General features: G+C 70.3%; 20 protein-coding genes. 8 read left to right on the top strand and 12 right to left on the bottom strand.

The window, feature by feature from the left end:
- Positions 1-257: 257 nt before the first annotated feature.
- Together ACIBVQ_RS33565 and ACIBVQ_RS33560 are read right to left on the bottom strand one after the other, a co-directional pair.
- Positions 258-815, bottom strand: coding sequence for an NAD(P)H-dependent oxidoreductase (locus tag ACIBVQ_RS33565; RefSeq protein ID WP_352012324.1), 558 nt, complete (start codon positions 813-815; stop codon positions 258-260).
- Complete coding sequence (locus tag ACIBVQ_RS33560) at positions 812-2431, bottom strand: alcohol dehydrogenase catalytic domain-containing protein (RefSeq protein ID WP_399182440.1); 1620 nt, start codon at positions 2429-2431, stop codon at positions 812-814. The genes ACIBVQ_RS33565 and ACIBVQ_RS33560 overlap by 4 nt, the downstream gene beginning before the upstream one ends.
- Before the next feature lie 89 nt (positions 2432-2520).
- Here ACIBVQ_RS33560 and ACIBVQ_RS33555 point away from each other — a divergent pair, with 89 nt between their 5' ends.
- Positions 2521-3477 (top strand): AraC family transcriptional regulator, encoded by a 957-nt coding sequence (locus tag ACIBVQ_RS33555; RefSeq protein ID WP_362913125.1) that lies wholly within the window; start codon positions 2521-2523, stop codon positions 3475-3477.
- A gap of 727 nt (positions 3478-4204) precedes the next feature.
- On the opposite strand, the gene ACIBVQ_RS33550 is transcribed toward ACIBVQ_RS33555, so the two are convergent.
- Positions 4205-4789, bottom strand: coding sequence for a helix-turn-helix domain-containing protein (locus ACIBVQ_RS33550; RefSeq protein ID WP_352012329.1), 585 nt, complete (start codon positions 4787-4789; stop codon positions 4205-4207).
- 66 nt (positions 4790-4855) lie between these two features.
- Here ACIBVQ_RS33550 and ACIBVQ_RS33545 point away from each other — a divergent pair, with 66 nt between their 5' ends.
- The gene (locus tag ACIBVQ_RS33545) at positions 4856-6040 is read left to right on the top strand and encodes an FAD-dependent monooxygenase (protein WP_399182437.1); all 1185 of its coding nucleotides are present in this window, start codon (positions 4856-4858) and stop codon (positions 6038-6040) included.
- Positions 6041-6047: 7 nt separating this feature from the next.
- On the opposite strand, the gene ACIBVQ_RS33540 is transcribed toward ACIBVQ_RS33545, so the two are convergent.
- The 8 genes from ACIBVQ_RS33540 to ACIBVQ_RS33505 form a co-directional block, all read right to left on the bottom strand.
- Positions 6048-7265 carry a cytochrome P450 gene (locus ACIBVQ_RS33540; RefSeq protein WP_399182435.1) on the bottom strand — a complete coding sequence of 406 codons (1218 nt, stop codon included), beginning with the start codon at positions 7263-7265 and terminating at the stop codon, positions 6048-6050.
- Between the two features lie 43 nt (positions 7266-7308).
- Complete coding sequence (locus ACIBVQ_RS33535; RefSeq protein WP_399182433.1) at positions 7309-8742, bottom strand: MFS transporter; 1434 nt, start codon at positions 8740-8742, stop codon at positions 7309-7311.
- A 504-nt stretch (positions 8743-9246) separates the two neighbouring features.
- Entirely contained in the window at positions 9247-10224 is a 978-nt protein-coding gene (locus ACIBVQ_RS33530) for a dipeptide ABC transporter ATP-binding protein (protein ID WP_352012334.1), read from the bottom strand.
- 34 nt (positions 10225-10258) lie between these two features.
- Positions 10259-12181: a dipeptide/oligopeptide/nickel ABC transporter permease/ATP-binding protein gene (locus tag ACIBVQ_RS33525; RefSeq protein WP_399182431.1), complete on the bottom strand. Its 1923-nt coding sequence runs from the start codon at positions 12179-12181 to the stop codon at positions 10259-10261.
- A complete protein-coding gene (locus ACIBVQ_RS33520) occupies positions 12171-13160 on the bottom strand; it encodes an ABC transporter permease (RefSeq protein ID WP_352012336.1) in 990 nt (329 codons plus the stop codon). The genes ACIBVQ_RS33525 and ACIBVQ_RS33520 overlap by 11 nt, the downstream gene beginning before the upstream one ends.
- Before the next feature lie 24 nt (positions 13161-13184).
- The gene (locus ACIBVQ_RS33515) at positions 13185-14675 is read right to left on the bottom strand and encodes an ABC transporter substrate-binding protein (RefSeq protein ID WP_399182429.1); all 1491 of its coding nucleotides are present in this window, start codon (positions 14673-14675) and stop codon (positions 13185-13187) included.
- A gap of 54 nt (positions 14676-14729) precedes the next feature.
- Positions 14730-16220, bottom strand: coding sequence for an ABC transporter substrate-binding protein (locus ACIBVQ_RS33510; RefSeq protein ID WP_399182427.1), 1491 nt, complete (start codon positions 16218-16220; stop codon positions 14730-14732).
- Positions 16210-17922, bottom strand: a complete 1713-nt coding sequence (locus ACIBVQ_RS33505) for an ABC transporter family substrate-binding protein (RefSeq protein WP_362782639.1) — start codon at positions 17920-17922, stop codon at positions 16210-16212. The genes ACIBVQ_RS33510 and ACIBVQ_RS33505 overlap by 11 nt, the downstream gene beginning before the upstream one ends.
- A 180-nt stretch (positions 17923-18102) precedes the next feature.
- Here ACIBVQ_RS33505 and ACIBVQ_RS33500 point away from each other — a divergent pair, with 180 nt between their 5' ends.
- The 5 genes from ACIBVQ_RS33500 (at position 18103) to ACIBVQ_RS33480 (ending at position 22367) form a co-directional block, all read left to right on the top strand.
- Positions 18103-19473: an aminotransferase class I/II-fold pyridoxal phosphate-dependent enzyme gene (locus tag ACIBVQ_RS33500; protein ID WP_399182425.1), complete on the top strand. Its 1371-nt coding sequence runs from the start codon at positions 18103-18105 to the stop codon at positions 19471-19473.
- A 308-nt stretch (positions 19474-19781) separates the two neighbouring features.
- Positions 19782-20489: a DUF998 domain-containing protein gene (locus tag ACIBVQ_RS33495; protein ID WP_399182423.1), complete on the top strand. Its 708-nt coding sequence runs from the start codon at positions 19782-19784 to the stop codon at positions 20487-20489.
- A 49-nt stretch (positions 20490-20538) separates the two neighbouring features.
- A complete protein-coding gene (locus ACIBVQ_RS33490) occupies positions 20539-21096 on the top strand; it encodes a MarR family transcriptional regulator (protein WP_362782629.1) in 558 nt (185 codons plus the stop codon).
- On the top strand, positions 21093-21473 hold the full coding sequence (locus ACIBVQ_RS33485; RefSeq protein WP_352012343.1) for a hypothetical protein: 381 nt from the start codon (positions 21093-21095) through the stop codon (positions 21471-21473). The genes ACIBVQ_RS33490 and ACIBVQ_RS33485 overlap by 4 nt, the downstream gene beginning before the upstream one ends.
- Positions 21474-21680: 207 nt before the next feature.
- Positions 21681-22367: a flavin reductase family protein gene (locus tag ACIBVQ_RS33480; protein WP_352012344.1), complete on the top strand. Its 687-nt coding sequence runs from the start codon at positions 21681-21683 to the stop codon at positions 22365-22367.
- Between the two features lie 93 nt (positions 22368-22460).
- Here ACIBVQ_RS33480 and ACIBVQ_RS33475 read toward each other — a convergent pair whose 3' ends face one another.
- The gene (locus ACIBVQ_RS33475) at positions 22461-23057 is read right to left on the bottom strand and encodes a TetR/AcrR family transcriptional regulator (protein ID WP_399182420.1); all 597 of its coding nucleotides are present in this window, start codon (positions 23055-23057) and stop codon (positions 22461-22463) included.
- Between the two features lie 98 nt (positions 23058-23155).
- Here ACIBVQ_RS33475 and ACIBVQ_RS33470 point away from each other — a divergent pair, with 98 nt between their 5' ends.
- The gene (locus tag ACIBVQ_RS33470; protein ID WP_399182418.1) at positions 23156-23839 is read left to right on the top strand and encodes an alpha/beta fold hydrolase; all 684 of its coding nucleotides are present in this window, start codon (positions 23156-23158) and stop codon (positions 23837-23839) included.
- The last annotated feature ends 274 nt before the right edge of the window (positions 23840-24113 follow it).

Raw genomic sequence — 24113 nt, 5'->3', positions numbered from 1 at the left:
ACGAGGGAGGCGGCGGGCCACGGTGCGCGCCGCCTCCTGCCGTGTGCGGGGTCGGGGCAGCGGCCTGCCAAGCCTCAGCCGAGGTTCTGACGCCCGAGATGTCGAGCTGCTTCTGTCACGACCCGGCGGAGGCGGCCCTCACGCACGCGTCGATCCTCGCGTGGGCCCCCGACCACAAGGCGCTCGTGATTCCGGCGGGGCGGGAGCGGTGAGGTCGGAAGAGGCGGCTCCCGATTCGCCGTACGACGTTGGACGGGTCACGCCCTGAGCGGTCGCAGCGCCGTACTCCAGGAGACGACCTGGTCGAGCAACCTGCCCAGGGTGTCCTCCTGGTGCGCGGCGGGTTTGAAGGTGGTGAAGTTCTCGAAGTCGGTGTGCAACAGCAGCTCCACGCCCACCTGGACATCGGCCACCTTGACCTGACCGAGCACCTGCCGCAGGTGCTCGGCGGCCCGCACGCCGCCGCTGACGCCGTAGCCGACCACGCCCGCGGCCTTGTCGTGCCATTCGGCGAACAGGAAGTCGATGGCGGTCTTGAGTGCTCCGGTGATCGAGTGGTTGTACTCGGGTGTCACGAAGACGAAGCCGTCGAGGTTCGCGACGGTCTCGGACCACTTCTTGGTGTGCGGGTGTTCGTACACCCCGGTGGCCGCGGCGAGAGGTTCGTCCAGATGGGGCAGGTCGTAGTCCTTCAGGTCGACCAGTTCGTAGTGCGCGTCGCCACGTCTGACCGCGTGGTCGTGGACCCAGCGGGCCACGGCCTCGCCGTTGCGTCCCGGACGCGTGCTGCCGACGATGATGCCAATCTTGATCATTTACCCACCTTCAATACGATTTTTCCGCGAATAAGGCCGCGCTCTGCTTCGTGGTGCAGAGCAGCCAGGGAATCCAGCGGGCGAACGTCCACCGTGACGTCCACCACGCCCTCGTCGATCAGCGCCACGAGTTCGGCCAGCTGGCCCGGGTCGTTGCGGGCCACGAACCGGACGGCGCGCGGGTGCTCGATCGACCGGGTGATCGAGACGAACTCCTCGGCCAGCTCCGTCGCCGAGGCGGGCACGTCGGCCACGAGGTTGATCAGCACGTCGTTACCGCCCGGCAGGGGAGTGGTGGTGTAGTCGACGACCTCGTCGGCGCCCAGCGCCCGGACGGCGGCGGCGCTGCGCGGCCCGGCGGTCGCCACCACGTACGCGCCCGCGTGCTTGGCCAGCTGCACGGCGAACAGCCCGACGCCGCCGCCCGCCCCGTTGATCAGCACCCGGCTGCCGCGACCGATGCGGGCGTGCTCGAAGACCGCCTGCCACGCGGTGAGCCCGGCCACCGGCACGGCGGCCGCGTCCGCCAGCGGAATCCGCCGCGGTGCCTTGGCCAGCGCGTCCGCCTTCGCGACCGCGTACTCGGCGGCCGCCCCGCCGATGAGCCCGATCACCCGATCGCCGGGGGTGAGGTCACCGGCCCCGACGACCACGGTGCCCGCGACGTCCCAGCCGAACGTGTGCGGAAGCGTGACATCGAGCACGTCCCGCAGCAGACCCGTTCGCAGGCCGACCTCCGACGGGTTGAACGACGTGGCGGCCACCCTGACGAGCACCTCGCCCGGCCCCGGCCTCGGCACCGGCACCTCCTCCAGCGAGATCACCGAGGCGTCGCCGTACTCATGGATGCGGGCGGCCCGCATGGTGCCGAGGAAGTCGGCGGCGTGCTCGCTCGCCCACGTCTCGAAGGTGCTCGCGGGCACTCCGGTGACCTTCTCCACGGTGTCGGTGGCCGGGCCCGGCTCGGCCAGGCCGCGCAGCATGCCGTCCACGGCGGGAGCGGGCCATCCGAGCCCGAGCAACCGCAGCCTGGCCTCCTCCGGAGGCTCCTCCTCCCAGCGCACCGGCAGGCCGATCGCGTCACCGATCGCCCGCGTCTGTTCCCGCTGGGTCAGCGGCCGGGGCCCGGTCAGTGTGTGGACCACGCCGTGGTGCCCCCCGCCGAGCAGCGCGCGCACCGCGACGGCCGCCACGTCCCGCTCGTGGACGGGAGAGAAGGCCACATCACCGTACGGCTGCCGCACGACGCCCGCCCGAACCTGCGCGGCCCACCGCAGGGCGTTGGCCGCGAAGGCGTGCGGGCGCAGCACCGTCCACTCCCGGGCGGTCCCGGCGATCAGGCGCTCGATCTCGACCTCGTGCGGGCGTGCGGCGGCCGAGGACAGGTAGACCACCCGCCGCGCTCCGATCAGTTCCAGCACCTCGCGGGCGCCCTCCGCCGAGGCGAACGGCCACAGCAGGAACACCGCGTCGACGCCGTCGAGGGCCGCCCCCAACGCGACCGGATCGGTCAGCTCCCTCGTCACCGTGCGGACGTCGGCGCCCGCGTCTTCGAGTTGGTTCACCAGAGGGCGGCCGATCGTGCCGGTCGCCCCACTGACCAGTACTTTTGTCACGCCGTCAACGATATGAGCCACAGCCGAGACAACCAATGCGCCTCTGTCTGTGTTTAATACGCGATCGTCTTCGGCATTAGACTCATGTCATGGACGTGCTGAGCGACGTGGTCGCCTTCATGCGCTTGGGTGTGCCCCGCTCGGCGCGTGTCGAGTGGCCGGCCCGGTGGGGACGGCGGTTCCCGTCGGCGCCCGGCTCGGCGGGCTTCCAGGTGGTGCTGCGGGGCTCGTGCTGGGTGATCCCGCCGGAGGGGGAGCCGGTTCCGGTCGCGACGGGGGACGTGCTGTTCTTCCCCCACGGGCACGGCTACGCGCTGGCCGACTCGCCCGCGACCCCCGTCGAGGAGCCCGACTGCGACCCCTACGCCGAGACCGAGCTGTTCTCTTCGGCCTCCGTCGAGGGCGCCGGGCCCGTCACCGTGACGCTCTGCGGTGGCTACCGGCTGGACTCCAGCCGGGCGCACCCGCTGCTCAGCGGGCTGCCCGAGATGATTCACCTGCCCGCCAGGCTGGGACGCGACACCGAGCTGCGCGCCGCCGTCGAGCTGCTGGGCAAGGAGATCGAGAACCCCCGGCCAGGCGCGGACCTGGTGGTGTCGGCGCTGCTGGACATGCTGTTGCTGTACATCCTGCGGGCCTGGTTCGACACCTCGACGGAGCACTGCGCGGTCGACAGCTGGGCCGCCGCGCTGGCCGACCCGGCCGTCGGTGCCGCGCTCGACGGCATCCATCGCGACCCCTCCCACCCGTGGACGGTCGAGTCGCTGGGCCGTCGTGCCGGACTGTCCCGTGCGGCGTTCTCCAGCCGGTTCACCCGGTTCGTCGGGCAACCACCGCTGACCTACCTGACCTGGTGGCGGCTGGGCACGGCCGCGCGCATGCTGCGCGACTCCGATGCCGCGCTGAGCGAGATCGCCCCCGCCGTCGGCTACGGCTCGGAGTTCGCCTTCGCCAACGCCTTCAAACGCGAGTACGGCATGGCCCCCGGCAGATACCGCCGCCTGGGCTGCCCGCCGGACCGGACGACGACAGCCCCGCAACCCTGAACGGGGCTTGGGGAACGGCGGAGCGGAAACCCCGTCGTACCTGGTAGGCCAGAAGCAGCGGCGCCTCGCCTGCGATCGGTTCCGCTGCCATGCCCTCGGATCGAGGAGGACCCTGCCGATCGGGCGGTCCTCGACGACCCGGCGCTGCGCCTCGGCGGCCTGCTCCAGCGGGTTCCTCCTCAAAGACGCCTCCGGAGCCCAACTGGCCGAAGCCGTACCCCGCAGCAGTACCCGGACCGCTATCGCGAGGTGTCCCCAACCTCTGACATTCGCGCCGGCCTGCCCCGCACCCTGCTCGTGGTCGGGGACCGCGACCGCGGCGCCCGCCCCGAAACCGTCACCGGCTTCGGCGACGCGCTCAGGAAGAAGGACGTCCATGTCGAGGCCGAGGAACTGCCCTTACCGAGCACGCCTTCGACGACGCGTACGGCAGCCTCACCTCCCAGACCAGCCGACGGATCCTGCTCGATTCCCTCATCAAGGACACACGCTAGGACCTGCCTGCCAGCCGAACCCCACCAAGGTCGGATCGTTGCCACCCAGGCCAGAAACACCCCCCGAACGGCGCAAACCCCAGTTCAGGCGCGTCAGAACGACCATCCGCACCACACCGGCTCCACCAGGACCGCCAACGCGACCATTCGTTCCGATGCGATGCCGGCATATCCGCCGTCCAGGTCCGCCGCGGTACGTCGCGATCCAGAGATCCGCGCCGGTCCCCGGTTCGTCAGTCCCCGGTTCGTTCCGAACGCGGGCGGAGGCCGTCCAGCAGGACGGTGAGATAGGCGTCGGCGAGGTCCTGGGAGGGGGGCCGGGTGCGAGCGACCGCCAGGGCTGTCTGGCCGATCAGAGTCGTGGTGACGACAGGGTCGATGTCGGTGCGAACCGTACCCTCACGGCGTGCCCCGTCGATCATTTCCTCGACGGCCCGGACGAGGTCGGCGCGCAGTGCCGTGGTCGCGGGCAACTCCAGGCCGCCCAACTGGTCGTTGACGGCGTGGTGCGCCGCCTGGAAGGCGATCAGTTCACGCAGGAAGACCCGCAGGGCTCGCGTGGGCGTGGTCTCGGCGAGCAGGTCACGGGCGCGTCGCACCACCGGTTCGAGCAGGCGTGACACGGCGGCGTCCAGCAACGCGTCCTTGCCGCCGAAGGCGCGCACCACGGTCGCCGCCCCCAGGTCCGCCTTCTTGGCGATGGCCTCGACGGTGAGGGACGCGCCGGGTTCGGCCATCAGGGCGGTGGCGGCGTCCAGGGCGAGCTGACGGTTGCGGACGGCGTCGGCTCGGCGTCGGGATCCAGCGGGCGTTGACAAATGGAATGCCCCTTCCACATAATAAATGGAACATGCATTTCATTTATTCTAGCGTGGAGGCGTCCTGTGAACGAACGCATCCTGATCTCCGGTGCGAGCATCGCCGGCCTGACCCTGGCCCACTGGCTGGCCCGGTACGGCTTCAGACCCACCGTGGTCGAGCGCGCCCCGGCACCGCGCTCCGGCGGCAACGGGGTCGACGTGCGCGGCAACGCCACCGAGGTGGCCGAGCGGATGGGAATCCTGTCGCGGATCCACGAGTTCGCCACCGACGTCCACGGCATGAAGTTCGTCGACGCCGCCGATCGGGCCGTCGCCCGGATCGACACCAGGGACCCGGCCTCCATCGAGATCATGCGCGGTGACCTGGTGACCCTGCTGCACGAGGTGACCGATGTGGAGATCCTGTTCGGTGACTCCATCCTCGGCCTGGAACAGGACGACGACGGCGTGTCGGTCACCTTCGAGCACGCCCCCGCCCGTCGCTTCGACCTCGTCGTCGGCGCCGACGGAATGCACTCCAACGTCCGCAGGCTCGTCTTCGGGCCCGAAGAGCGGTTCGTCCAGTTCAAGCACCACTACTTCGCCTTCGCCGACACCGACGCCTCACTTGGGGAGAACCGCTGGGTGACGATGTTCAACACGCCGGGCAGGATGACCGGGATCTACCGATCCGGCAACCACCCCCAGGCCAAGGCGTACTTCATGTTCCGCTCCGCGCCGCTACGGTACGACCACCGGGACGTCGCCGAACACAAGCGCCTGATCAGCGAGGCGTTCGGGCGAGAGCCGTCCTGGCGGACCAGGGAACTGCTCGACGCGGCCCTCGCCGACCCCGATTTCTACTTCGACGCCCTGGGCCAGGTGCGGATGAGCTCCTGGTCCGACGGCCGTGTCGCCCTCGTCGGCGACGCCGCCTGGTGTGCCTCTCCCGTCTCGGGCGCGGGTGCGGAACTCGCCCTGGTCGGGGCCCACCTCCTCGCCGGGGAACTCGCCGCGTCGGGCGGCGACCACCGTGTCGCCTTCGCCCGCTACGACACGGCCCACCGCCCACTGGTCGACGCGAAGCAGCGGATCGGCCCCAACGTCCGCCTCATGGTGCCCAGGACCGAAGGCGGCCGGTGCGTCCGCGACGTCGTCGCCCGCCTGCCGCTGATGAAGGCCATCGGCGCCGTTGAGCGCCGGGCACAGGCCAGGAACGCCCGCCCCCTGCCGGAATACGCCCTTGGGCGACGCGGGAACGGCGCCTGAACCGTCCTCACCAGGTGACGGGCAGGTCGCGGACTCCGTAGAAGACCGCGTCGGGTTTGAAAGTCAGCTCCTGTGGCGGTACGGCCAGCGCCAGCGTGGGAACACGCCGGAACAGGGTGCCGAAGACGACCTGGAGCTCCACACGGGCCAGCGACTGGCCCAGGCACTGGTGGGCGCCGTAGCCGAAGGCGACGTGATGGCGGGCGTCGCGGTGGACGTCGAGCACGTCGGGATCGGCGAAGACGGCGGGGTCGCGGTTGGCGGTGCTCTTCACCGCGATGACGCCCTCACCCCGGCGAATCAGCCGCCCGCCGATCACAAGGTCCTCGCGGGCGACACGACGGGCCTCGGTGTGGGTGATGGACAGATAACGCAGGAGTTCCTCGACGACGCCCGCCACCCGGGCGTGGTCGGCGCCGCCGCGGACCGCGCTCAGCTGCTCCGGATGCGTCAGCAGCGCCGCCGTACCCAGCGCGATCATGTTCGCGGTGGTGTCGTGCCCGGCCACCAGCAGGAGCTGCCCCAGTATGGCGATCTCCCGCCGGGTCATGGCACCGGTACGGTACTGCTCGACGGCAAGCCCGCTGAGCATGTCGTCGCCCGGCTCCGCGTTCTTCTCCTCCAGCAGTCTTTCGAGGTAGGCGTTCAGTTCCTCACTGGCGGCCAGGGCGTGGGCCGGGTCGCCCTCGTCCATGACGAGCTCACCGGCCACCCGCTGGAAGAAGCCACGGTCGGCGTAGGGCACGCCCAGCAGCTCACAGATCACCAGCGAGGGAACCGGAAGGGCGAACGCCTCCACCAGGTCGGCCGGGTTCGGCCCGGCGAGCAGGTCATCGACGAGACCGTCGACGATCCGCTGAATCGCGGGCCGCAGCGCCTCCATCTTCCTGACCGTGAAGTCCGCGGTCAGCCGACGCCGGTGAACGATGTGCTCCGGCGCGTCCATCTGCATCAGCGTTTTCATCCGCGCGTCGCGTGCCTTGCTCACCGCGTTGGTGTGCGGAAAGCCGGGCTCCGCGACATCGACGCTGACCCGCGGATCGGCGAGCAGCGCGCGTACGTCGGCGTGGCGGGTGACCATCCACGCGCCGCTGCCGTCCCAGAGCCGCACGCGCGAAACCGGACTCAGCTCGCCACGGCGGCTCAGCTCCGGAGGCGGATCAAAAGGGCAGCCCATCGCACGGGCCATCGGGAACATCGGCGTCTCGGACAGGTCGTCGGGCATGGCGTCTCCATCGGGTCGTACACGGACATGGTCGAGCCGCGGTTCAGCTCGCATCGATGGGCGGGACAGGTCGCGGAGCGGGCCGACCGGCCGGTGCCGAAGGGCTGAGGCGAGCCGCCGTACGGGCGGTGACGGCGCCGACCGCGCAGACGGCCGCGCACCCGAACAGCATGTAGCGGGCCGAGTCGAGCACCGAGGCGCCGCCCAGATTGACCAGGACCCCGGCGACCGCCGTACCGAACGCGATCGACAGGCTCGTCACCGTGGCGATCGCGGCCGCCGCCCGGCCGCCTTCCTCCGGATCCCGGGTGCTGGACATCACCGCCACCGACAGATGCGGATAGGCCAGCCCGATGCCGGCACCGGCGACGAACAACACCGGCACCCACACGAGGACCAGCCAGACCGGCGAGTCCTGCCGCTGTAGCAGCCCCTGGACGAGGAGACCGGACGCCAGCAACAGCGGGCCCGCGACACGCGACCGGAGAACCGTGCGTTCCTTGACCGCCGAGGAGCTGACGATCTGGGCCGCCGACCAGCCCAGCGAGATGGCCGCGCCGAAGAACCCGGCCGCGGCCGGGGCCAGCCCGCCCAGCCGCTGGCCGAACAGCGGCAGGAACGACTCGACCGCGACGCCGAAGGCCAGCAGCGCCAGGGTCAGATACAGCCACTTCAACGGCGAACCCGGCCGGTAGGTGGTGCACGGGAAGACTCGTGGCCCACCGCGCCGCTCATGAGCGACGAACGCGACCACCAGCAGCAACGCGACCGCGACACCGACCGCCATGGCCAGGGGGCCGGACAACACCCCCGCCACGCTGACCGCGGTGGTGGCGGCCGTGACCAGCAGCAACGACACGACCGGGACCGGCGCCCCGGCTCCACCCCGCTCACCGGCGGGCAGCACCCGGTGCACGAACGAGGCGCACACCGCCGCGATCGCCGCCATCGTCACGAATGCCAGCCGCCACCCGCCGAACTGGGCGAACAGCCCGCCAAGCGCAGGGCCGACGAAGTTGCCCACGCCGTACATCGCCGACATCAGCGCGTTGCCGCGCGTCCACAACCGCCTCGGCAGGGCGGACCGGACAACGGCGAAACCCAGCCCGGACAGCAGCCCCGCCCCCAGTCCCTGAACACCGCGACCGGCCAGCAACACCGGCATCGCCGGGCTCACCGCGCAGGCCAGCGAACCCACCAGGAACACGGTGAAGCCGAGCAGGTAGGCACCGACGTTGCCCCAGCGGGTCAGGAGGCGGCTGACCGGCATCGTCGCGACCACCATCGCGACGAGGTAGATCGTCATGTTCCACGCGTAGAAGCCGGCGCCGCCGATCTCGGCCACCGCGGTCGGCAGCAGGCTTGAGGCCAGGTAGATGTTGACCGCGCCGACGAGCACCCCCGCGGCCAGCACGATCGCGGCACCGGCGTGCTCCGGGCCCAGCAGTTCCCGCCACGAGGGCGGCACGCTCGTCACGCCGTCACCCTTGTTCCACCGGGTACGGCACGCCCTACGGGGCCGTGACCACCCAGGTCCTTGACGAGGGTTCGTTCTCTGTCGCAAACACTCATGACATCAAGGCTGTCGTTGAACGAATCCCGGAGACTTCCGTCCCCTGCCACCCGTTCCGGCCAGCGGACGACCCGCGAGAACCCTCAAACCAAGGGAGAGCCCGCACGCCGACGTGTCATCCGGTGATTTCCGAGCAGCCGATGGTCATCATCGGGCGGTGGTACCCGGCGAGCCCGGGTGAGGACCGCCCGGATGCGGTGTGGCCGCAGCCGGGCCAGGGCCCTGTCGCCGAACACCTCCAGCAGCTCTCCGCCGTGGCGGCGCGTCCCGGCGTACCGCTCAGTGACGTACCCCCTTGGGGGAACGGCTCAGCAGCGGTTCGGGCACCCACCACCGGCATCGGCTCCGGGCGCCGCCGTCATCGCCGCGAGGACTCCGGCCTCCGCGTGGCCGTACGGCCCGGCGGGCTCAGCCGCCGCCGAAGAGGCAGGCCACCGGGTGCCCGGCGCCGCGTTCGGTGAGTTCGGGGAAACGCTCGGCGCAGGCGTCCACCGCGTGCGGGCAGCGGGAGCGGAACGCGCAACCGCTCGGCGGGTTCATCGGGCTCGGCGGGTCACCGCGCAGGATGATCCTCTCTCCCCGGTGGTGGGGGTCGGGCACCGGGGCCGCCGACAGCAGGGCGCGCGTGTAGGGGTGCGCGGGCCGTTCGAAGATCTCGGAAGCCGTGCCGGTCTCCACGATCCTCCCCAGATACATGACCGCGACGCGGTGCGAGATGTGCCGCACCACGGCCAGGTCGTGCGCGATGAAGACGTAGGCCAGTCCGAAGTCACGTTGCAGCTGCCTCAGCAGATTGATGACCTGGGCCTGGATCGACACGTCCAGTGCGGAGACCGGTTCGTCGCACACCAGGACGTCGGGACGGAGCGCGAGCGCGCGGGCGATGCCGATGCGCTGACGCTGCCCGCCGGAGAACTGGTGCGGGTAGCGGTCGATGTGCTCGGGGTTGAGACCGACCGTCCGCAGCAGTTCCCGCACCCGGCCGCGCCGGTCGTCGGGCGCCGCGTCACGGTGCACCGCGAACGGCTCCGCGATGATCTGGCCTACCGTCATCCGGGGGTCCAGTGACGAGTACGGATCCTGGAAGACGATCTGCACCTTGCGGCGCAGGTCGCGTAGCCCGCGTCCGCCCAGCGTCGCGATGTCGGCGCCCCGGTACCGGATGTGCCCGCCGGTCGGTTGCTCCAGCCGGATGAGCAGCTTCGCGAGCGTCGACTTGCCGCACCCGGACTCTCCGACGACTCCCAGCGTCTCCCCGGCCCGAAGCTCGAAGGACACGCCGTCGACGGCCTTGACCACCCCGGCCCGCCGTCTGACGACGTGCCCCCGCCGTACCGGGTAGTGCTTGGTCAGGTCCTCGACCGTCAGCAGTTCCTCACCGGTCATGACACGCTCCGGCGGAAGCCGTACGGGTGGGAGGTCATCGGCGTGGTGTCCTTTCGGCGGTCAGGTGCAGGCAGGCGGCGAGGTGCCCGGCGGACACCGGGCGCAGGCCGGGCTCGCTCTCGGCGCACTCGGCGGTACGGCTCGCGCAGCGGGGCGCGAACGCGCATCCGGACGGCAGCGCGGTCATCGTCGGCGGAGAGCCGGGGATGGCCCACAGTTCCTCCTCGGCGGGCCGGTCCAGGCGGGGGACCGACTCCAGCAGGCCGCGGGTGTACGGCATGGCGGGACGGTCGAAGACGTCCGCGGCGGTGCCGGTCTCCACCAGGCGGCCCGCGTACATCACCGCGATCCGGTCCGCCACCTCGGCCACGATGCCCAGGTCGTGGGTGATCAGCAGGATCGCCGCCCCGGTGCGTTCCCGTACGGCCCGCAGCGCCGCGAGCACCTGCGCCTGCACGGTCACGTCCAGCGCGGTGGTCGGCTCGTCGGCGATGATGAGGTCCGGGTCGTTGGCGATGGCCATGGCGATCACCACCCGCTGACGCATCCCGCCGGAGAACTGGTGCGGGTAGTCGCGCAGCCGGTTGCGGGCGTCGGGCACGCCGACGATGTCCAGGAGTTCGGCGGCCCGGTCGCGGGCGGCGGCCCAGGAACCCCCCTGGTGCACCCGCACGGCCTCCGCCACCTGGTCGCCGATCGTGTGCACCGGGCTGAGGGAGGACATCGGGTCCTGGAAAACCATCGCGACGCGCCGCCCGCGCAGCCGCCGGTACCGGGACTCGGCCAGCCCGACGAGCTCCTGACCGGCCAGGCGGATGGAGCCGCTGACGGTCGCGGCCGGCGGCAGCAGCCCCATGATCGCGGCGGCGCTGACCGACTTGCCGGAACCGGACTCCCCGACCAGGCCGACCACCTCGCCCCGGCGCAGGTCCAGGTCGAGGTGGCGGACCGCGGGCACGTCGTCCCCGGGGGCGGCGAAGACCACTCTCAGGTCCCGGACGGACAGCAGCACGTCGTCGGGGATCACGTCGGTGCGCTCGACCGGCCGGGCCAGGTACCGGCGCCTGCGTGGCCCCCGGGTCTGCGCCGGGTCCAGCGCGTCGCGCAGCCCGTCCCCGATGAAGTTGATCGACAGGGCGATCAGCAGGATGACCACGCCGGGGGAGTAGAACAGCCAGGGCCGGGTGCCCACCGCGGACTGGGCGTTGGCGACCAGGAGACCGAGCGAGGTGTCCGGCGGCTGGACACCGAAGCCGATGAACGACAGCGCGGTCTCGGCGAGGATCGCGCCGGCGACCAGGACCGTCACCGAAACGATGATCGGTCCTGCGATGTTGGGCAGGATGTGCGAGACCATGATCCGGGTGTTGGAGGCGCCGAGCGCGCGGGCGGCGGCGACGAACTCGCGTTCCCGCAGGCCCAGCACGACCCCCCGGACGACCCGGGCGACCGTGGTCCACATCAGGGCGGCGAGCACCGCGGCGATGAGGAACCAGCCGCTCTCCCCGGCGAAGTTGTGCCCGAGCACGGCGGCGACCGCGATCGTCGGGACGGTGAGGAACAGGTCGACGACCCGCATCAGCAGCGCGTCGGCGCGGCCCCGGTGGAACCCGGCGACGACGCCGACCAGGGTGCCGATCAGCGCCGCGCCCAGGGCCACGCTCAGCGCGATGAGCAGCGACTGCTGGGTGCCGCGCATCACCTGGGCCAGCAGGTCGTGGCCGAGCGAGTCGGTGCCCAGCGGGTGGGCGGCCGACGGCGGCCGGGAGTTGTCCGGGGTGATCTGGTCGTACCCGTAGTGCCACAGCGACGGCCCGACGAAGGCGAACAACGCCACGAGCGTGAGTACGGCGAGCGCCGCGACGGCCGGCCGGTGCCGCAGGAAACGGGCGGCGACGGTGCGCCACCGGCCGGGTTCGGTGCCGGTCACGGGTGCCGGTGAGGAGTCAGCGGACATGACGGATCCTCGGGTCGAGGGCGGCGTACAGGATGTCGGCCACCAGGTTGAACACCATCACCGCCAGAGCCGCCACGAGCAGCCAGGCCATGACGGCGTTGACGTCCCGCGCGTTGATGGACGACAGCAGGTAGTCGCCCATGCCCCGCCACTGGAAGACCGTCTCGGTGATCACCGCGCCGGCGAAGACCGCGGTGAAGTCCAGTGCGATGACCGTGATCAGCGGGGTGAGCGCGGTGCGCAGCGCGTACTTGCGCAGCACCGTGCGCCGGGGCAGCCCCTTGGCGGTGGCCAGCCTGACGTAGTCGCTGTTGAGGACTTCGAGCATGGACGAGCGCTGGAAGCGGCTCCACGCCGCGAAGTGGATCAGCACCAGGGTGACGGTCGGCAGGATCATGTGCCCGGCGATGTCGGCCAGCTGTGCCAGAAGGGTTGGCGGCGGCGGCACCGACCTGTCGCCGATCATGTAGAAGGTGTCCGTACCGGTCGCCCGGTTGAACTGGATGCCTCCCTGTTTGAGGAGGATCGCCAGCCAGAACGACGGCATCGCGAGAAACAGGAACCCGGCCGAGGTGAACAGGTGGTCCAGCCAGGAGTACTGGCGGACCGCGCTGACGACCCCGACCAGGATCGCCAGCACGGCCGCCACCAGCATCGCGACGAGCACGAAGCGCATGGTCACGCCGAGGCGTGTGCCGATCTCCACGGCGATGGAGGCGTTGCGGTTGACCGACGGCCCGAAGTCGCCTCGCACGACCCCGGTCAGCCAGTGCCAGTACCGCTCCAGCACGGGGTGGTTCAGCCCGAGCCGTACCTCCTCGGCGGCGATCGTCTCCGGAGGGACCGGCGGTTGACGCTCCCGCAGCTCGGTCAGCGGGTCACCCGACCCGGCGACCGTGAGAAAGATGAGGAACGTCGACACGAGCAGCACCGGGACGGCGACCAGCAGCCGCCTCAGGGCGAAGCCCAGGATCTCCATGAGAGTCTCCGTGCCCGTCGTCCGTCAGTCCTCGCCGCCGGCGATCCTGCGGATGCGACCCCAGTGCCAGAACGGGACCCGGAAGTCGATCTGGTCGGCCCATCCGAAGAACTTGTCGCTGCGCAGCAGGTAGATGCAGTACCAGAAGAGCGGGACCACGCTGACGTCGCGGGCCCACACCTCCTGCAGCCGCCGGTAGTGCGCGACCCGTTCCCGCCGGTCGACGGTCGCCCTGGCCGCGGCGTAACAGGCGTCGGCCTCCGGGTTCGACAGCTTCAGGTGGTTGCGCTGCCCGCCGGTGGACAGTCTGCTGGCGGTGATGTCCGGATCGGGCATCATGTTGCCGCCGCTGATCGTCAGGTCGAAGTCTCCCTCTCCGGAGATCTGGCGGCTCCACGTCTCGGAGTCGAGGCCGCCGTGCTCGACGCGGATGCCGACCGCGGCGAGGTCCTCGGCGACGCTGGCCGCCAGGCCGCCGTGCCCGTCGAAGGTGGCCATGTAGTACAGCCGCAGCGACATCCGCCAGCCGTCCGCGTCACGCGGGTAACCGGCCTCGTCGAGCAGTTTCTCGGCCTGGGCGGCGTCGTGCCCGACCGCGGTCACGTCCTCGGCCACGGCGAAGCTGCTGCCGGGGAGGAAGTTCGCCCACGGCTCCGACCAGCCGGGTTCGGCGAAGCGGCGCAGCCGTTCACGGTCGACCGCGTGGGCGAGCGCCAGCCGCAGCCTGCGGTCCGACCAGCGTTCCTGGCGGTAGTTGAAGCCGAGCAGTGCGATGCCGGGTCCGCGCTCGCGGTACACCTCGGCGTGTTCCGCGCCCTCGGCCAGCGGCAGCCGCTTCATCGTCAGCACGTCCTGCGGCGCGTAGTGCGCCCGGCCGTCCGCGATCATCCGGACGCACTCGTCGAGATCGGGTTCGATGAGCAGGGTGACCCGGTCGACACCGGCGGGCGGCCCCCAGTAGCCGTCCCACCGTTCGAGGACGATCCGCTCCCCGGGGACGTGTTCGGCGAACCGGAACGGTCCGGAGCCGACGGGGTGCTGGTTGTGGGGGTTGTCGGCCCAGTCGGTGCCCTCGTACAGGTGCCTGGGCAGCACGTGGGTGGCGGCGAAGTTGCCGAGCTGGGTGAGGAACGCGGCGTTGGGCTCGTGCAGGACGTACTCGACCAGGTGGTCGCCGAGCACCGTGATGTCCGCGATGCCGTGCAGGAACGAGGCGGCGTGGTAGCCGTTGGCCAGCGCGGTGAGGTGGGTGTAGGCGACGTCGTGCGCGGTGACCGGACGGCCGTCGTGCCAGCGGGCGTGCCGGTTGAGCGCGAACCGCCAGCGCTGCCCGCCGTCCAGGCACTCCCAGTGCTCGGCCAGGTCCGGGTAGGACGCCGCGCCGCCGACCTCGGTGACGACCAGGCGGCTGTAGACGTTGTTGGCGACGAAGTAACCCGCGCCTCCGACGACGTTGCGGTACGACTCGTTGATCTCGGTCGCGTCCACGGGTACGACGACGATGTACTCGTCCAAGTCCCTTTTCCTCTCCTTCGTGAAATGCCTGGATCTCAGGCGGGAAACGGTTGGTCAGGGGGTGGCGGGGCGGATGCGGCCCCAGTGCCAGAACGGGACCCGGAAGCCGATCTGGTCGGGCCAGCCGAAGAAGTCGTCGCTGCGCAGGTAGTAGGCGGCGTACCAGAACAGCGGAACCCAGTCCACGTTGCGTGCCCAGACCCGCTGCAGTTCCCGGTAGTGCTCGCCGCGCCGTACCCGGTCGACGCTCGCGCGGGCGGCGGCGTAGCAGGCGTCGGCCTCGGGGTCGGACAGCCGGGTGTGGTTGCGTCCGCCGCCGGTCTCGAACCGGCTGGAGGTGATCTCCGGGTCCGGGATCATGTTGCCGCCGCTGATCGACAGGTCGAAGTCCGCCTCCCCGGCCACCTCACGCGACCAGGCCGGTGAGTCGAGCCCGGCGACCTCGACGTCCACGCCGGCCGCGCGCAGGTTCTCGGCCACCACGGCGGCGATGCCCGCGTGCCCGGTGAAGGTCTTCATGTACACCAGCCGCAGCGGCGCCGTACCGGTGACGCCGCACTCGCCGAGCAGGCGACCGGCCAGCTCCGGGTCGAAGGCGGGCGCGGTCGCGTCGTCGGCGTAGGCCCACTCGACGCTGCGCGGCAGGTAGTGCGCGTACGGCTCCGACCAGCCGGGGTCGGCCAGCGGTTCGAGGTCGCGCCGGTCGACGGCGTGCGCCACCCCGGCCCGTGCCCGGCGGTCGCGCCAGCGTTCCCGGGTGTGGTTGAAGCCGAGTACCGCGACGCCGGGGCCCCGTTTGCGCCACAGCGAGGCGGTCGTGCTGTGCTCGGCCAGGTGCAGCCTGGGGAAGGTCAGCACGTCCTGGACCATGTAGTGCGCCCGGCCGTCGGCGACCTTGCGGACCGCCTCGTCGAGGTCGGGTTCGATGTCCAGCACCACCCGGTCGACGCCGGCGGGCGGCCCCCAGTAGTCCTTCCAGGCTTCGAGGACGATCCGTTCCCCGGGGACGTGCTCGGCGAATCGGAACGGTCCAGAGCCGACCGGGTGCTGGTTGTGGGGGTTGTCGGCCCAGTCGGTGCCCTCGTACAGGTGCCTGGGCAGCACATGGGCGAACACCAGGTTTCCGAGCTGGGCGAGGAACCCGGCGTTGGGCCTGCGCAGCGCGTACCGCAGCGTGTGGTCGTCGATCACCTCGATGTCCTGCACGTCCTGCAGGAAGGAGGCCGCGTGGTAGCCGTTGGCCAGCGCGGTGAGGTGGGTGTGGGCGACGTCGTGCGCGGTCACCGGGTGCCCGTCGTGCCAGCGGGCGTTCCGGTTGAGCTGGAAGCGCAGGGTCCGGGCGTCCTGCGCCATCTCCCAGTGCTCGGCCAGGTCGGGAAAGGCGGCCGGTGAACCGGTGTCGTAGACCACCAGGCGGCTGTAGACGTTGTTGGCGACGAAGTATCCGGCGGAGCCCACGAAGTTGCGGTAGACCTCGTTGAACTCGACGGCCGGGGCCGGGACCTCGACGACGAAGTCCAGGCTCGGCCGACGGTCAGCCGCCATTCTTGACACCCCATTCCTGGACGTTGTAGCCGGTGCCGAAGCGGGTGGGGTTGACCCGGATGTTGCCCAGGTCACCGCGGTAGGCCAGCAGGGTCGGCGTCTGGTACAGCGGCAGCGTCACGGCCTGGTCGCTGATCCGTTCGTCCACCTTGTTCAGCAGGTCGACGACCTGCTTGGGGTCGAGTGTCTGGGCCGCGTCGGAGAGCCAGCCGTCGACCTCGGAGTCCTTGTATCCGGTGTGGGTGCCCTTGGAGCCGAACACCGACTGCGCCGTCGCGGTGGGGATGACGTCGAGGTTGGTGCCGAAGACGATCAGGTCGAAGTCACCGGTGTTCACCGTGGTGCCGAGGCTGTCGGTCTCCTGGAGCTGGAGCGTGATGCCCAGCTGCTTGAGCTGGTTCTGCACGAGCACCGAGGTGTCCAGCCGCATCTGGTTGCCCTTGCTGTAGCGCATCCGCAGCGTGGGAACCGGCTTGCCCTTGGGGTCGGTGAGCCCGGCGTCGCCGATCGTGTATCCGGCGTCGGTGAGGATCTTCTTGGCGGCGTCGATCTGGCCGCCACCCAGGCCCTTGCCGGTCACGTTGTCCTTGTAGGCGTCGGTGCCCTCCAGTTTCTGACCCGGCATGAAGTTGCGGTTGCCCAGCGGTTCGGTGTTCGGGGAGAACTGCCCGATGGTCTTGTCGACGATCGCCTTCCGGTCGATCGCGGTGAAGACGGCGCGGCGCAGCGCCTGGTCGGACAGGGCCGGGTGCGCGGTGTTGATGTCCAGGTGCTCGTAGAGCAGGCCGGAGGCCATCATCGTGGTGACGCCGCCGATGCCCTTGAGCTGCTCGACGAGGTCGAGGGTCGGGCGCGGCGCCACGACCTGGATCTCGTTGTTGGCCATGGCCGTCACGGCCTGCCGCTCGTCGGTGAGGATCCGGAAGATGAGCTGGTCGAGCCGCGGGCCGTCGCCGTACCACTTGGGGTTCTTCCTCATGGTGACCGACTGGTTCGGCACGTGCTGCTCGATGAGGTACGGCCCGCCGGACCAGGTCGGCACGGTGGTGGCGAAGAAGTCGTTGAAGGAGGCCGCCAGGTCTCCGTGCTGGGCGGCGATGTGGGCCGGGAGCAGGTACGGGAACATCAGCCGCCACGGCTGGTAGGTCTTCTCGAAGGTGACGGTGACGGTCTTGCCTTCGCCGCCGGTGACCGAGGCCACCTGGTCGTATCCGGCGGTGGTGGCGGGCTGACAGGTCGAGCACTGCCCGGGGTCCTGGACCTGCCAGGTGTACTTGAAGTCCTCGGCGGTGATCGGTGTGCCGTCCGACCAGGCGGCCTCCGGCCTGATCGTGTACTCGACGGTCTGCGGCGACTCCTTCACGACCTTGGCGTCGAGCAGCAGCGCGTCGTTCTTCGCCATCGTGAAGTCCGGCATGGAGATCATCGCGTGTGGCAGGACGGGGTTGAGGATCTGCCGGTAGCCGAAGACGTCGCCGGTGGCGTGCAGGATGTTCCAGTTCTTGACGTCGACCTCTATGGAGTAGGTGACCGCGCCGCCGTCCCGCACCTCGGCCTGGTTGGCGTCGAGCTGACCGGCCTGCATGCCGGTCGCCACGGTCTGGCCGCCCTCGGTTCCGTCTGTGGTGCCGCACCCGGCGAGCACGGCGACCGCGGCCAGCGCCGCGCCGTATCTGATCCGTGCACCTTTGATCCGCGTCATCGCGCTCTCCCTCGTGCGCCTCGCCGGCGACAGGTCGTCGGCCTGGGCCGGGCATCGGCCACCGTGGGGGGTGGGGCCGACCCGGAGTAAGCTCGGACCGTACGGAACGTACACACAGCACGTCAATGCACTTATGTACACGTACATATACGCGACAGCCCGATCCGGAACGGGGGGAGCGTGGAGCCCGACGAGCTTCGCAGGCTCATCGCGACCCGGACGCCGCTGCACAACGCGAGCGTGCTGGCGCGTACCGTGCTCGAACTGATCGCCTCCGGTGAGATCCCGCCGGGGACGCGGCTGCCCACGATCCGCGCGCTGGCCCACGAGCTGAGGATGAGTCCGTCGGCCGTCGCGCAGGCCTGGCGCGTCCTCGCCGACCGCCGTGTCGTCGAGACACGCCGCAGGGGCGGGACGATCGTCACCGGGCCACCGTCCGTCCCCCGTGCCTCACGGCTTGAGCGCATGTTGCGGGCCGGCGCCGGGATGCCCGTCGACCTGGGGAACCTCAACTACGACCCGGAGCTGCTACCGGACTCGCGGGCGGCGCTGCTCGCGGCGGCGGGGACGCCCAAGCTGCACCTGCTCGAACCCGAGCTGATCACCCCTGAGCTCCGCGACGCGGTCGAGCCGATCTGGCCGTTCCCCGCGGAGGATTTCCTGGTCGTGCACGGCGGAATGGACGGTGTGGACCTCGCGCTCGGCACATCGGTCAAGGCAAGTGACCGTGTGATGGTCGAGGAGCCGTCGTTTCCCCGCATTTTCGACATCGTCGAATCCGTCGGGGCGACGCCCGTCTCCATTCCCTATGGCGATGGAGGGCCGGATCTCGACATTCTCGAAAAGGCACTGGCCGACAAACCGAGTGCCTTTATCTATCAGCCGTTCGGCCACGTCCCGCTGGGGCGTTCGGTCACTCCGGCCTGGCTGGAGAGGGCGGCCTCGTTGCTCGCGGAATCGTCCGTCACCGTCATCGAGGTCGTCATCATCCCCTTTCTCGCCGAGAACGGCGTGCCGTCGCTCGGGCCGTATCTGGGCAGGCAGATCGTCCAGGTCCAGAACTTCATCTTCTCCCACGGTTCCGACTCCCGGGTGGCGGTCGTCGGTGGAACGCACCACCACGTCGAGCGGATGTGGTTTAAGATCACCTATTCGAGCAGGTGGGTGAGCCGGATTCTGCAGAACGCCCTCGCGTTCCATCTCACCGACGCCGGTTCCGTCGCGGCCGTCACCTCCTCGGCCGCCACCTACCGGCGAAGGCACGCCGATTTCGTCGAGGCGTTGAGAGAACGCGGATTCGACATCGGAAGCGACTCGGGAATAAGCGTCTGGGTGCCGGTTCCCGATGAGCACTCGGTTTCGACGCGGCTGGCCAGGAAAGGCGTCTCCATATTGCCGGGGTTCCTGTTCAGGAAACAGCCCGCCGCCCCGGACCACATTCATGTGAACGGCGGTACGGCCGCCCAGGCGACCGAGTACTTCGCGGACGCGATCGCCGACGCCGCCGACTTCGCCCTGGGGTCAGGCCCTCGATCCCGCCGGAGGCGGTGACCCCGCCCTTCACGGTCGTATGCGACCGCGTCCGGCCGTGGCGTCGAGGCGTGGTCGCCTCGACGCCACGGCGGGGTCAGGTCGCTCGCGGGAGGTGGCTCGCGCTTGATGACAGAGCGGGCGCAGGGGGGCTGCCTGCCGCACGATCGGCGCCTCTTCGAGAACTTCCCTCATGCGTCAACCCGGGTTGACACATGGGCGGCTGTCAACCCAAACTGACAAACACCCGGAGGCGACACGTCCCGCTTCTTCGCCACCGGGTACACGAAGCCGCATCGTCACCCATTCCCAGAGGGGCAGTGCCATCCATGTCAGCGCGAACACGTTCCCGATTGGCCGAGGCGGCACGGACCGCCCCCCTCCTCGCCTGCGGGGTGATCGCAGGCCCGCTGTTCGTCCTCACCTTCCTCGTCGCGGGCGCCGCCCGAGCCGGCTACGACCTGTTGCGCCATCCGGTCAGTTCACTCGCCCTGGGTGATCTCGGGTGGGTACAGGTGGCCAACTTCCTCGTCGCGGGCCTGCTCACCCTGGCCTTCGCCGTCGGGTTACGGCGCGCGCTCCAGCCACTCGGGGGCTCGACCTGGGGGCCTCTACTGGTGGCGGTCTGGGCGTTGGGACTGCTCGGTGCCGGGATCTTCGTCACCGACCCGATCAACGGTTATCCGCCGGGCACCCCGGCCAGGCTCACGCACTACGGCAGTACGCACGCCGCCCTGCACGACGGCATCTCGTTCGCCACCTTCGTGGCCCTGGTGGCGGCCTGCTTCGTCTTCACCCGGCGCTTCGCCGGCTGGGGAGAACGCGGATGGGCGGTCTACTCCGCGTTCACCGGGATCGCCTTCACGGTGGCGATGACCCTCTCCAGCCTGGGTTTCGAGCAGGCCGAAGGACTGGCCGGTCTCAGCGGGCTGTTCCAGCGTGTGGCGATCATCATCGGGTGGTGCTGGCTGAGCCTGCTGGCCCTTCACCTGCTGCTCCGGAGCGGGGCCTTTCGCCCGCTCTCCGAAAAGGCGTAGCGGCCTCGTTGCGGAGATCTGGAAGTAGGTACTAATCTCCATTCTCACTATGAATGACGTACACAACTACGGGCACGACGAGGACGGGACCCTCTACGACCCCCGCGTCAGAGAGGCGATGGCGCGGTTCGCCGAAGACGGCGACCAACTGCTCGCCTTCGAGGCGGGCGCCGCCGTCCGCACCGCCTACCACTCCGTGGAACGCGTGCGCGCCCAGGGCTCCGAGGGCAGGGGGGTCAGCGCGGGCGCCCTCGACCTGCTGATCCGGCTCGGCGCGGCCGGCCAGGGCATCAGCATCGGTGACCTCGCCCGCGCCGCCGGGGTCAGCTCCCGCAACGTCACCGGCCTGGTGGACACCCTGGAACGCGACGGGCTTGTCCGCCGCGTCCCCGACCCAGAGGACAGGCGCTCGGTCCTGGCCGAGATCACCGCCGAGGGACAGGCGTGGATCGAGGCGTTCCGCCAGCCCGCGCGGATGGCGATGCGGGCCATGTTCCAGGGGTTCACCCCCGACGACCTCGTCACCTTCCGCGACCTGTGCCTGCGGCTCGCCGCCAACCAGCACCGCCTCACCGGCCACCTCCGCCAGACGGGACCCCGCTCATGACCACCTCCTCTCCGGAACGAACCCGCCACGCCGTACGCGGCTATCACGAGGCGCGCTTCCGCGGCGACGTGACCGCCGCCGCCGAGCACCTGGGGGAGCCGTTCCACTTCCAGAGCCCGTTCATCAGCTCCGACGACCGGACGGGCCACCTGGCCACACTGCCGGGTTTCGTGTCGATCGTGACCGGTGTGGAACTGATCAGCGAGCTGTACGGCGAGGCGGAGGCGACCCTCGTCTACGACGTGCACACCGCCACACCGGTGGGCACGCAACGCACCGCCGAGCACTTCCGCCTGGAGGACGGCAGGATCGTCTCGATCATGCTGCTGTTCGACGCCTCCCCCTGGCAGTCGATGAAGGCCCACATCGAACCGTGACAGGTCGGCGGCCACGGGCAAGAGCATGCCGACCGAGTCCGGCCGTCGAGCAGAGCCGGGCAAAGCCTGTTCACACACCATCGGCCAGCAGCTTCGCCACGATGGCCGGGCCGGGACCGGCCGCATGCGCACCGCGTGTCCGTGCGGCCCGTCGGCCCCTTCGACGTTTCGGCCCTGGCCGAAACGACCGGATCCTAGGCTGCCACCATGAACGCGGCATCTCCCCACACCCTGCCCGAACAGACGGTCGTGACCCACCTGGAGATCGAGCCGAGCATCCTGTACTTCGGGACGCCGGTGGTGCTCCTGACGACGGAGAATCCGGACGGCTCGTTTAACCTCGCCCCGATATCGTCCGCATGGGCCCTTGGGCAGACGGTGGTGATGGGACTGGGGCTTGACGGGCAGACCGCGTCCAACCTCGGCAGCCGCCCCGACCTGGTCATCAGCCTGCCGGCCCCCGCCCAGTGGCCGGCCGTGGAGCGGCTGGCGCCGCTGACCGGCCGGAATCCGGTTCCCTCCGGCAAACCCAAGGGCTGCCGCTTCGAGCCGGACAAGTTCGCCGCCGCAGGCGTGACCGGCGAACCCTCCCATCTGGTCCGGCCGCCTCGCGTCGCCGGATGCCCAATCCAACTGGAGGCCCGCGCCGAGCGGGTACGGCCGGATCTCTTCGAGGACTTCCTCATCGTCGAGGCCGTCGTGTGCAAGGTGCACGCCGACTCCCGCATCGTCGTTCCGGGCACCGACCACATCGACCCCGCCGCCTGGAGCCCCCTTATCTACAACTTCCGCCACTACTTCGGGCTCGGCCCGGAGCTCGGCCACTCCTACCGCACCCAGACACCCCGCACCTTCGAGGGACCTGCCGCGCTCACCGACACGGTGCCCAGCTGAGGCGGGCAGCGGGTCCTCCATCGAGACAACCGGCCCCGCTTCCTGACACCACCGCCGCGCGCCGCGCCGGGCTCCCAACGACCAGGACGGCCCTCAGCGGCCCGGCGGGTCGTCCACCTCGACGGGGAAGCTCCTGTTCAGCAGGGGCATGAGCAGGTCGTCCACCAGGCCGGTCAGGAATTCGTGGTCGAGCGGGCCGTTGAGGATCATCCGGCGCATGATCTGCCCCTCCGCCACCTGATGCGCCAGCTCGGTCGATGTGCTCGCGGGCACCTCGCCACGGGCCACGGCGCGTTCCACGATCACCCGGAAGGGCCCCTGGTCCTCGTCGGCCACGTGCGAGCGCAAGGTCTCGGCCAGTTCTGCGTCGGTCCGCATCGCGTGGATCAGCCCGGTCATCATGGTCAGGTACCGGTCGTCGGCCTGGGCGCACAATGTGTCAAGCGCCGCCAGCAGGTCACCGCGCAAGGTGCCGGTAGAGGGGATCTCGGCCACCTGTACGGCGTCGCGCGCGTCCAGCGCGGCCTTGACCAGCTCCGGTTTTCCCCGCCACCGGCGGTAGATGGTCTGCTTGCTGGCGCGTGCCCGCTGGGCCACCGCGTCCATCGTCAGCGCCTGGTAACCGATCTCGCCGAGCAACTCGATCGTCGCCGTCAAAATCGCCTGTTCGCGCGCAATTCCTCTGACCATGCCCACCTAACCGAACGAGACCGTACCGTACACTTCATATCCTAGCCGTACCGGTTCACGTGCGGCAACGACGTCTGTTTCCACCGAGGACGGGGCGAATGAGCGGCAGGGCGGAGATCGAGTGGCATGACGACGTGGTGACCTCCGCGGACGGGACGACGATCGCGTTTCTCAGCCAGGGAAACGGGCCGGGGCTGGTGGTGATCCCCGGGAACAACCGGCGCGCCCACCACTACGGCGTCCTGGCCCGGGAGCTTTCGGACACCTACGCGGTGCACGTGATCGAGCGACGGGGGCGTGGCCTGAGCGGGCCGCAGGGCCCGGGTTACGGTGTCGAGACCGAGGTCGACGACGCGGTCGCCGTCATGGAGCGCACGGGCTCGGACCTGGTCTTCGGGCACAGCTACGGAGGTCTGACGGCCCTGCATCTCGGGCTGCGCAGAAGGGTGGCCGCGTTGATGGCGTTCATGATGCTGAGCGGGGCCGAGGGACGCGACATGCGGGCGATGATGGCGACCACTCCGGCGGAGATCGGCGAGATCGGCCGCCTCGACTCCGACGGCACGAGATACGCGGGCATCGCCTCCCCGGCGTTGCTGCTGGGCGGGGAGAAGACGCCCGGCTATCTGACCGGCGTGCTGCCCCGCCTGGCGGAGGTGATGCCCGACGCCCGGTACGTGATCTCGCGCGGGCTGGACCACAACGCCCCCGACCTGAACGCGCCCCAGGCGGTCGCCGGGCAGATCCGTGCCTTCCTTCGCGAACGTCTGGTCACGCCCTGATCGGAGACCGCTCCGGCCTCCGTTTCCGAGGCCGGGGCGGCGGTCGTCCTACGGTGCTTCAGGACGCCTCGGGGGTTCCGGGCGTTCTGAGGGCGGGTTCCATGTGCGGGGACCGGTCGGTTCGCGCAGTGGGAGCATGCGGCGAATCACCCTCGGAGCGAAGAACGACGACGGGTAAACGGATCGGCGGGCGTACGTGGCTCGCCCGCCGATCCGGGCTTGAGAGGGTTGGTGCCTCACGCGCCACCGTACGCGAAAGGTCTCGCGGCGGGAC

The sequence above is a fragment of the Streptosporangium sp. NPDC049376 genome, from assembly GCF_044466505.1.
Lineage (GTDB): Bacteria > Actinomycetota > Actinomycetes > Streptosporangiales > Streptosporangiaceae > Streptosporangium.
The sequence above is the reverse complement of the archived record's forward strand: the minus strand, read 5'-3'. Positions and strand labels throughout refer to the sequence as shown.

Bases quoted from the DNA above. Each gene is read 5' to 3' on its own strand.
- ACIBVQ_RS33565 (WP_352012324.1), bottom strand. From the start codon at position 815: ATGATCAAGATTGGCATCATCGTCGGCAGCACGCGTCCGGGACGCAAC.
- ACIBVQ_RS33480 (WP_352012344.1), top strand. From the start codon at position 21,681: ATGAACGCGGCATCTCCCCACACCCTGCCCGAACAGACGGTCGTGACC.
- ACIBVQ_RS33555 (WP_362913125.1), top strand. From the start codon at position 2,521: ATGGACGTGCTGAGCGACGTGGTCGCCTTCATGCGCTTGGGTGTGCCC.
- ACIBVQ_RS33530 (WP_352012334.1), bottom strand. From the start codon at position 10,224: ATGACCGGTGAGGAACTGCTGACGGTCGAGGACCTGACCAAGCACTAC.
- ACIBVQ_RS33505 (WP_362782639.1), bottom strand. From the start codon at position 17,922: ATGACGCGGATCAAAGGTGCACGGATCAGATACGGCGCGGCGCTGGCC.
- ACIBVQ_RS33495 (WP_399182423.1), top strand. From the start codon at position 19,782: ATGTCAGCGCGAACACGTTCCCGATTGGCCGAGGCGGCACGGACCGCC.
- ACIBVQ_RS33540 (WP_399182435.1), bottom strand. From the start codon at position 7,265: ATGCCCGACGACCTGTCCGAGACGCCGATGTTCCCGATGGCCCGTGCG.
- ACIBVQ_RS33525 (WP_399182431.1), bottom strand. From the start codon at position 12,181: ATGTCCGCTGACTCCTCACCGGCACCCGTGACCGGCACCGAACCCGGC.
- ACIBVQ_RS33490 (WP_362782629.1), top strand. From the start codon at position 20,539: ATGAATGACGTACACAACTACGGGCACGACGAGGACGGGACCCTCTAC.
- ACIBVQ_RS33520 (WP_352012336.1), bottom strand. From the start codon at position 13,160: ATGGAGATCCTGGGCTTCGCCCTGAGGCGGCTGCTGGTCGCCGTCCCG.
- ACIBVQ_RS33510 (WP_399182427.1), bottom strand. From the start codon at position 16,220: ATGGCGGCTGACCGTCGGCCGAGCCTGGACTTCGTCGTCGAGGTCCCG.
- ACIBVQ_RS33470 (WP_399182418.1), top strand. From the start codon at position 23,156: ATGAGCGGCAGGGCGGAGATCGAGTGGCATGACGACGTGGTGACCTCC.
- ACIBVQ_RS33475 (WP_399182420.1), bottom strand. From the start codon at position 23,057: ATGGTCAGAGGAATTGCGCGCGAACAGGCGATTTTGACGGCGACGATC.
- ACIBVQ_RS33485 (WP_352012343.1), top strand. From the start codon at position 21,093: ATGACCACCTCCTCTCCGGAACGAACCCGCCACGCCGTACGCGGCTAT.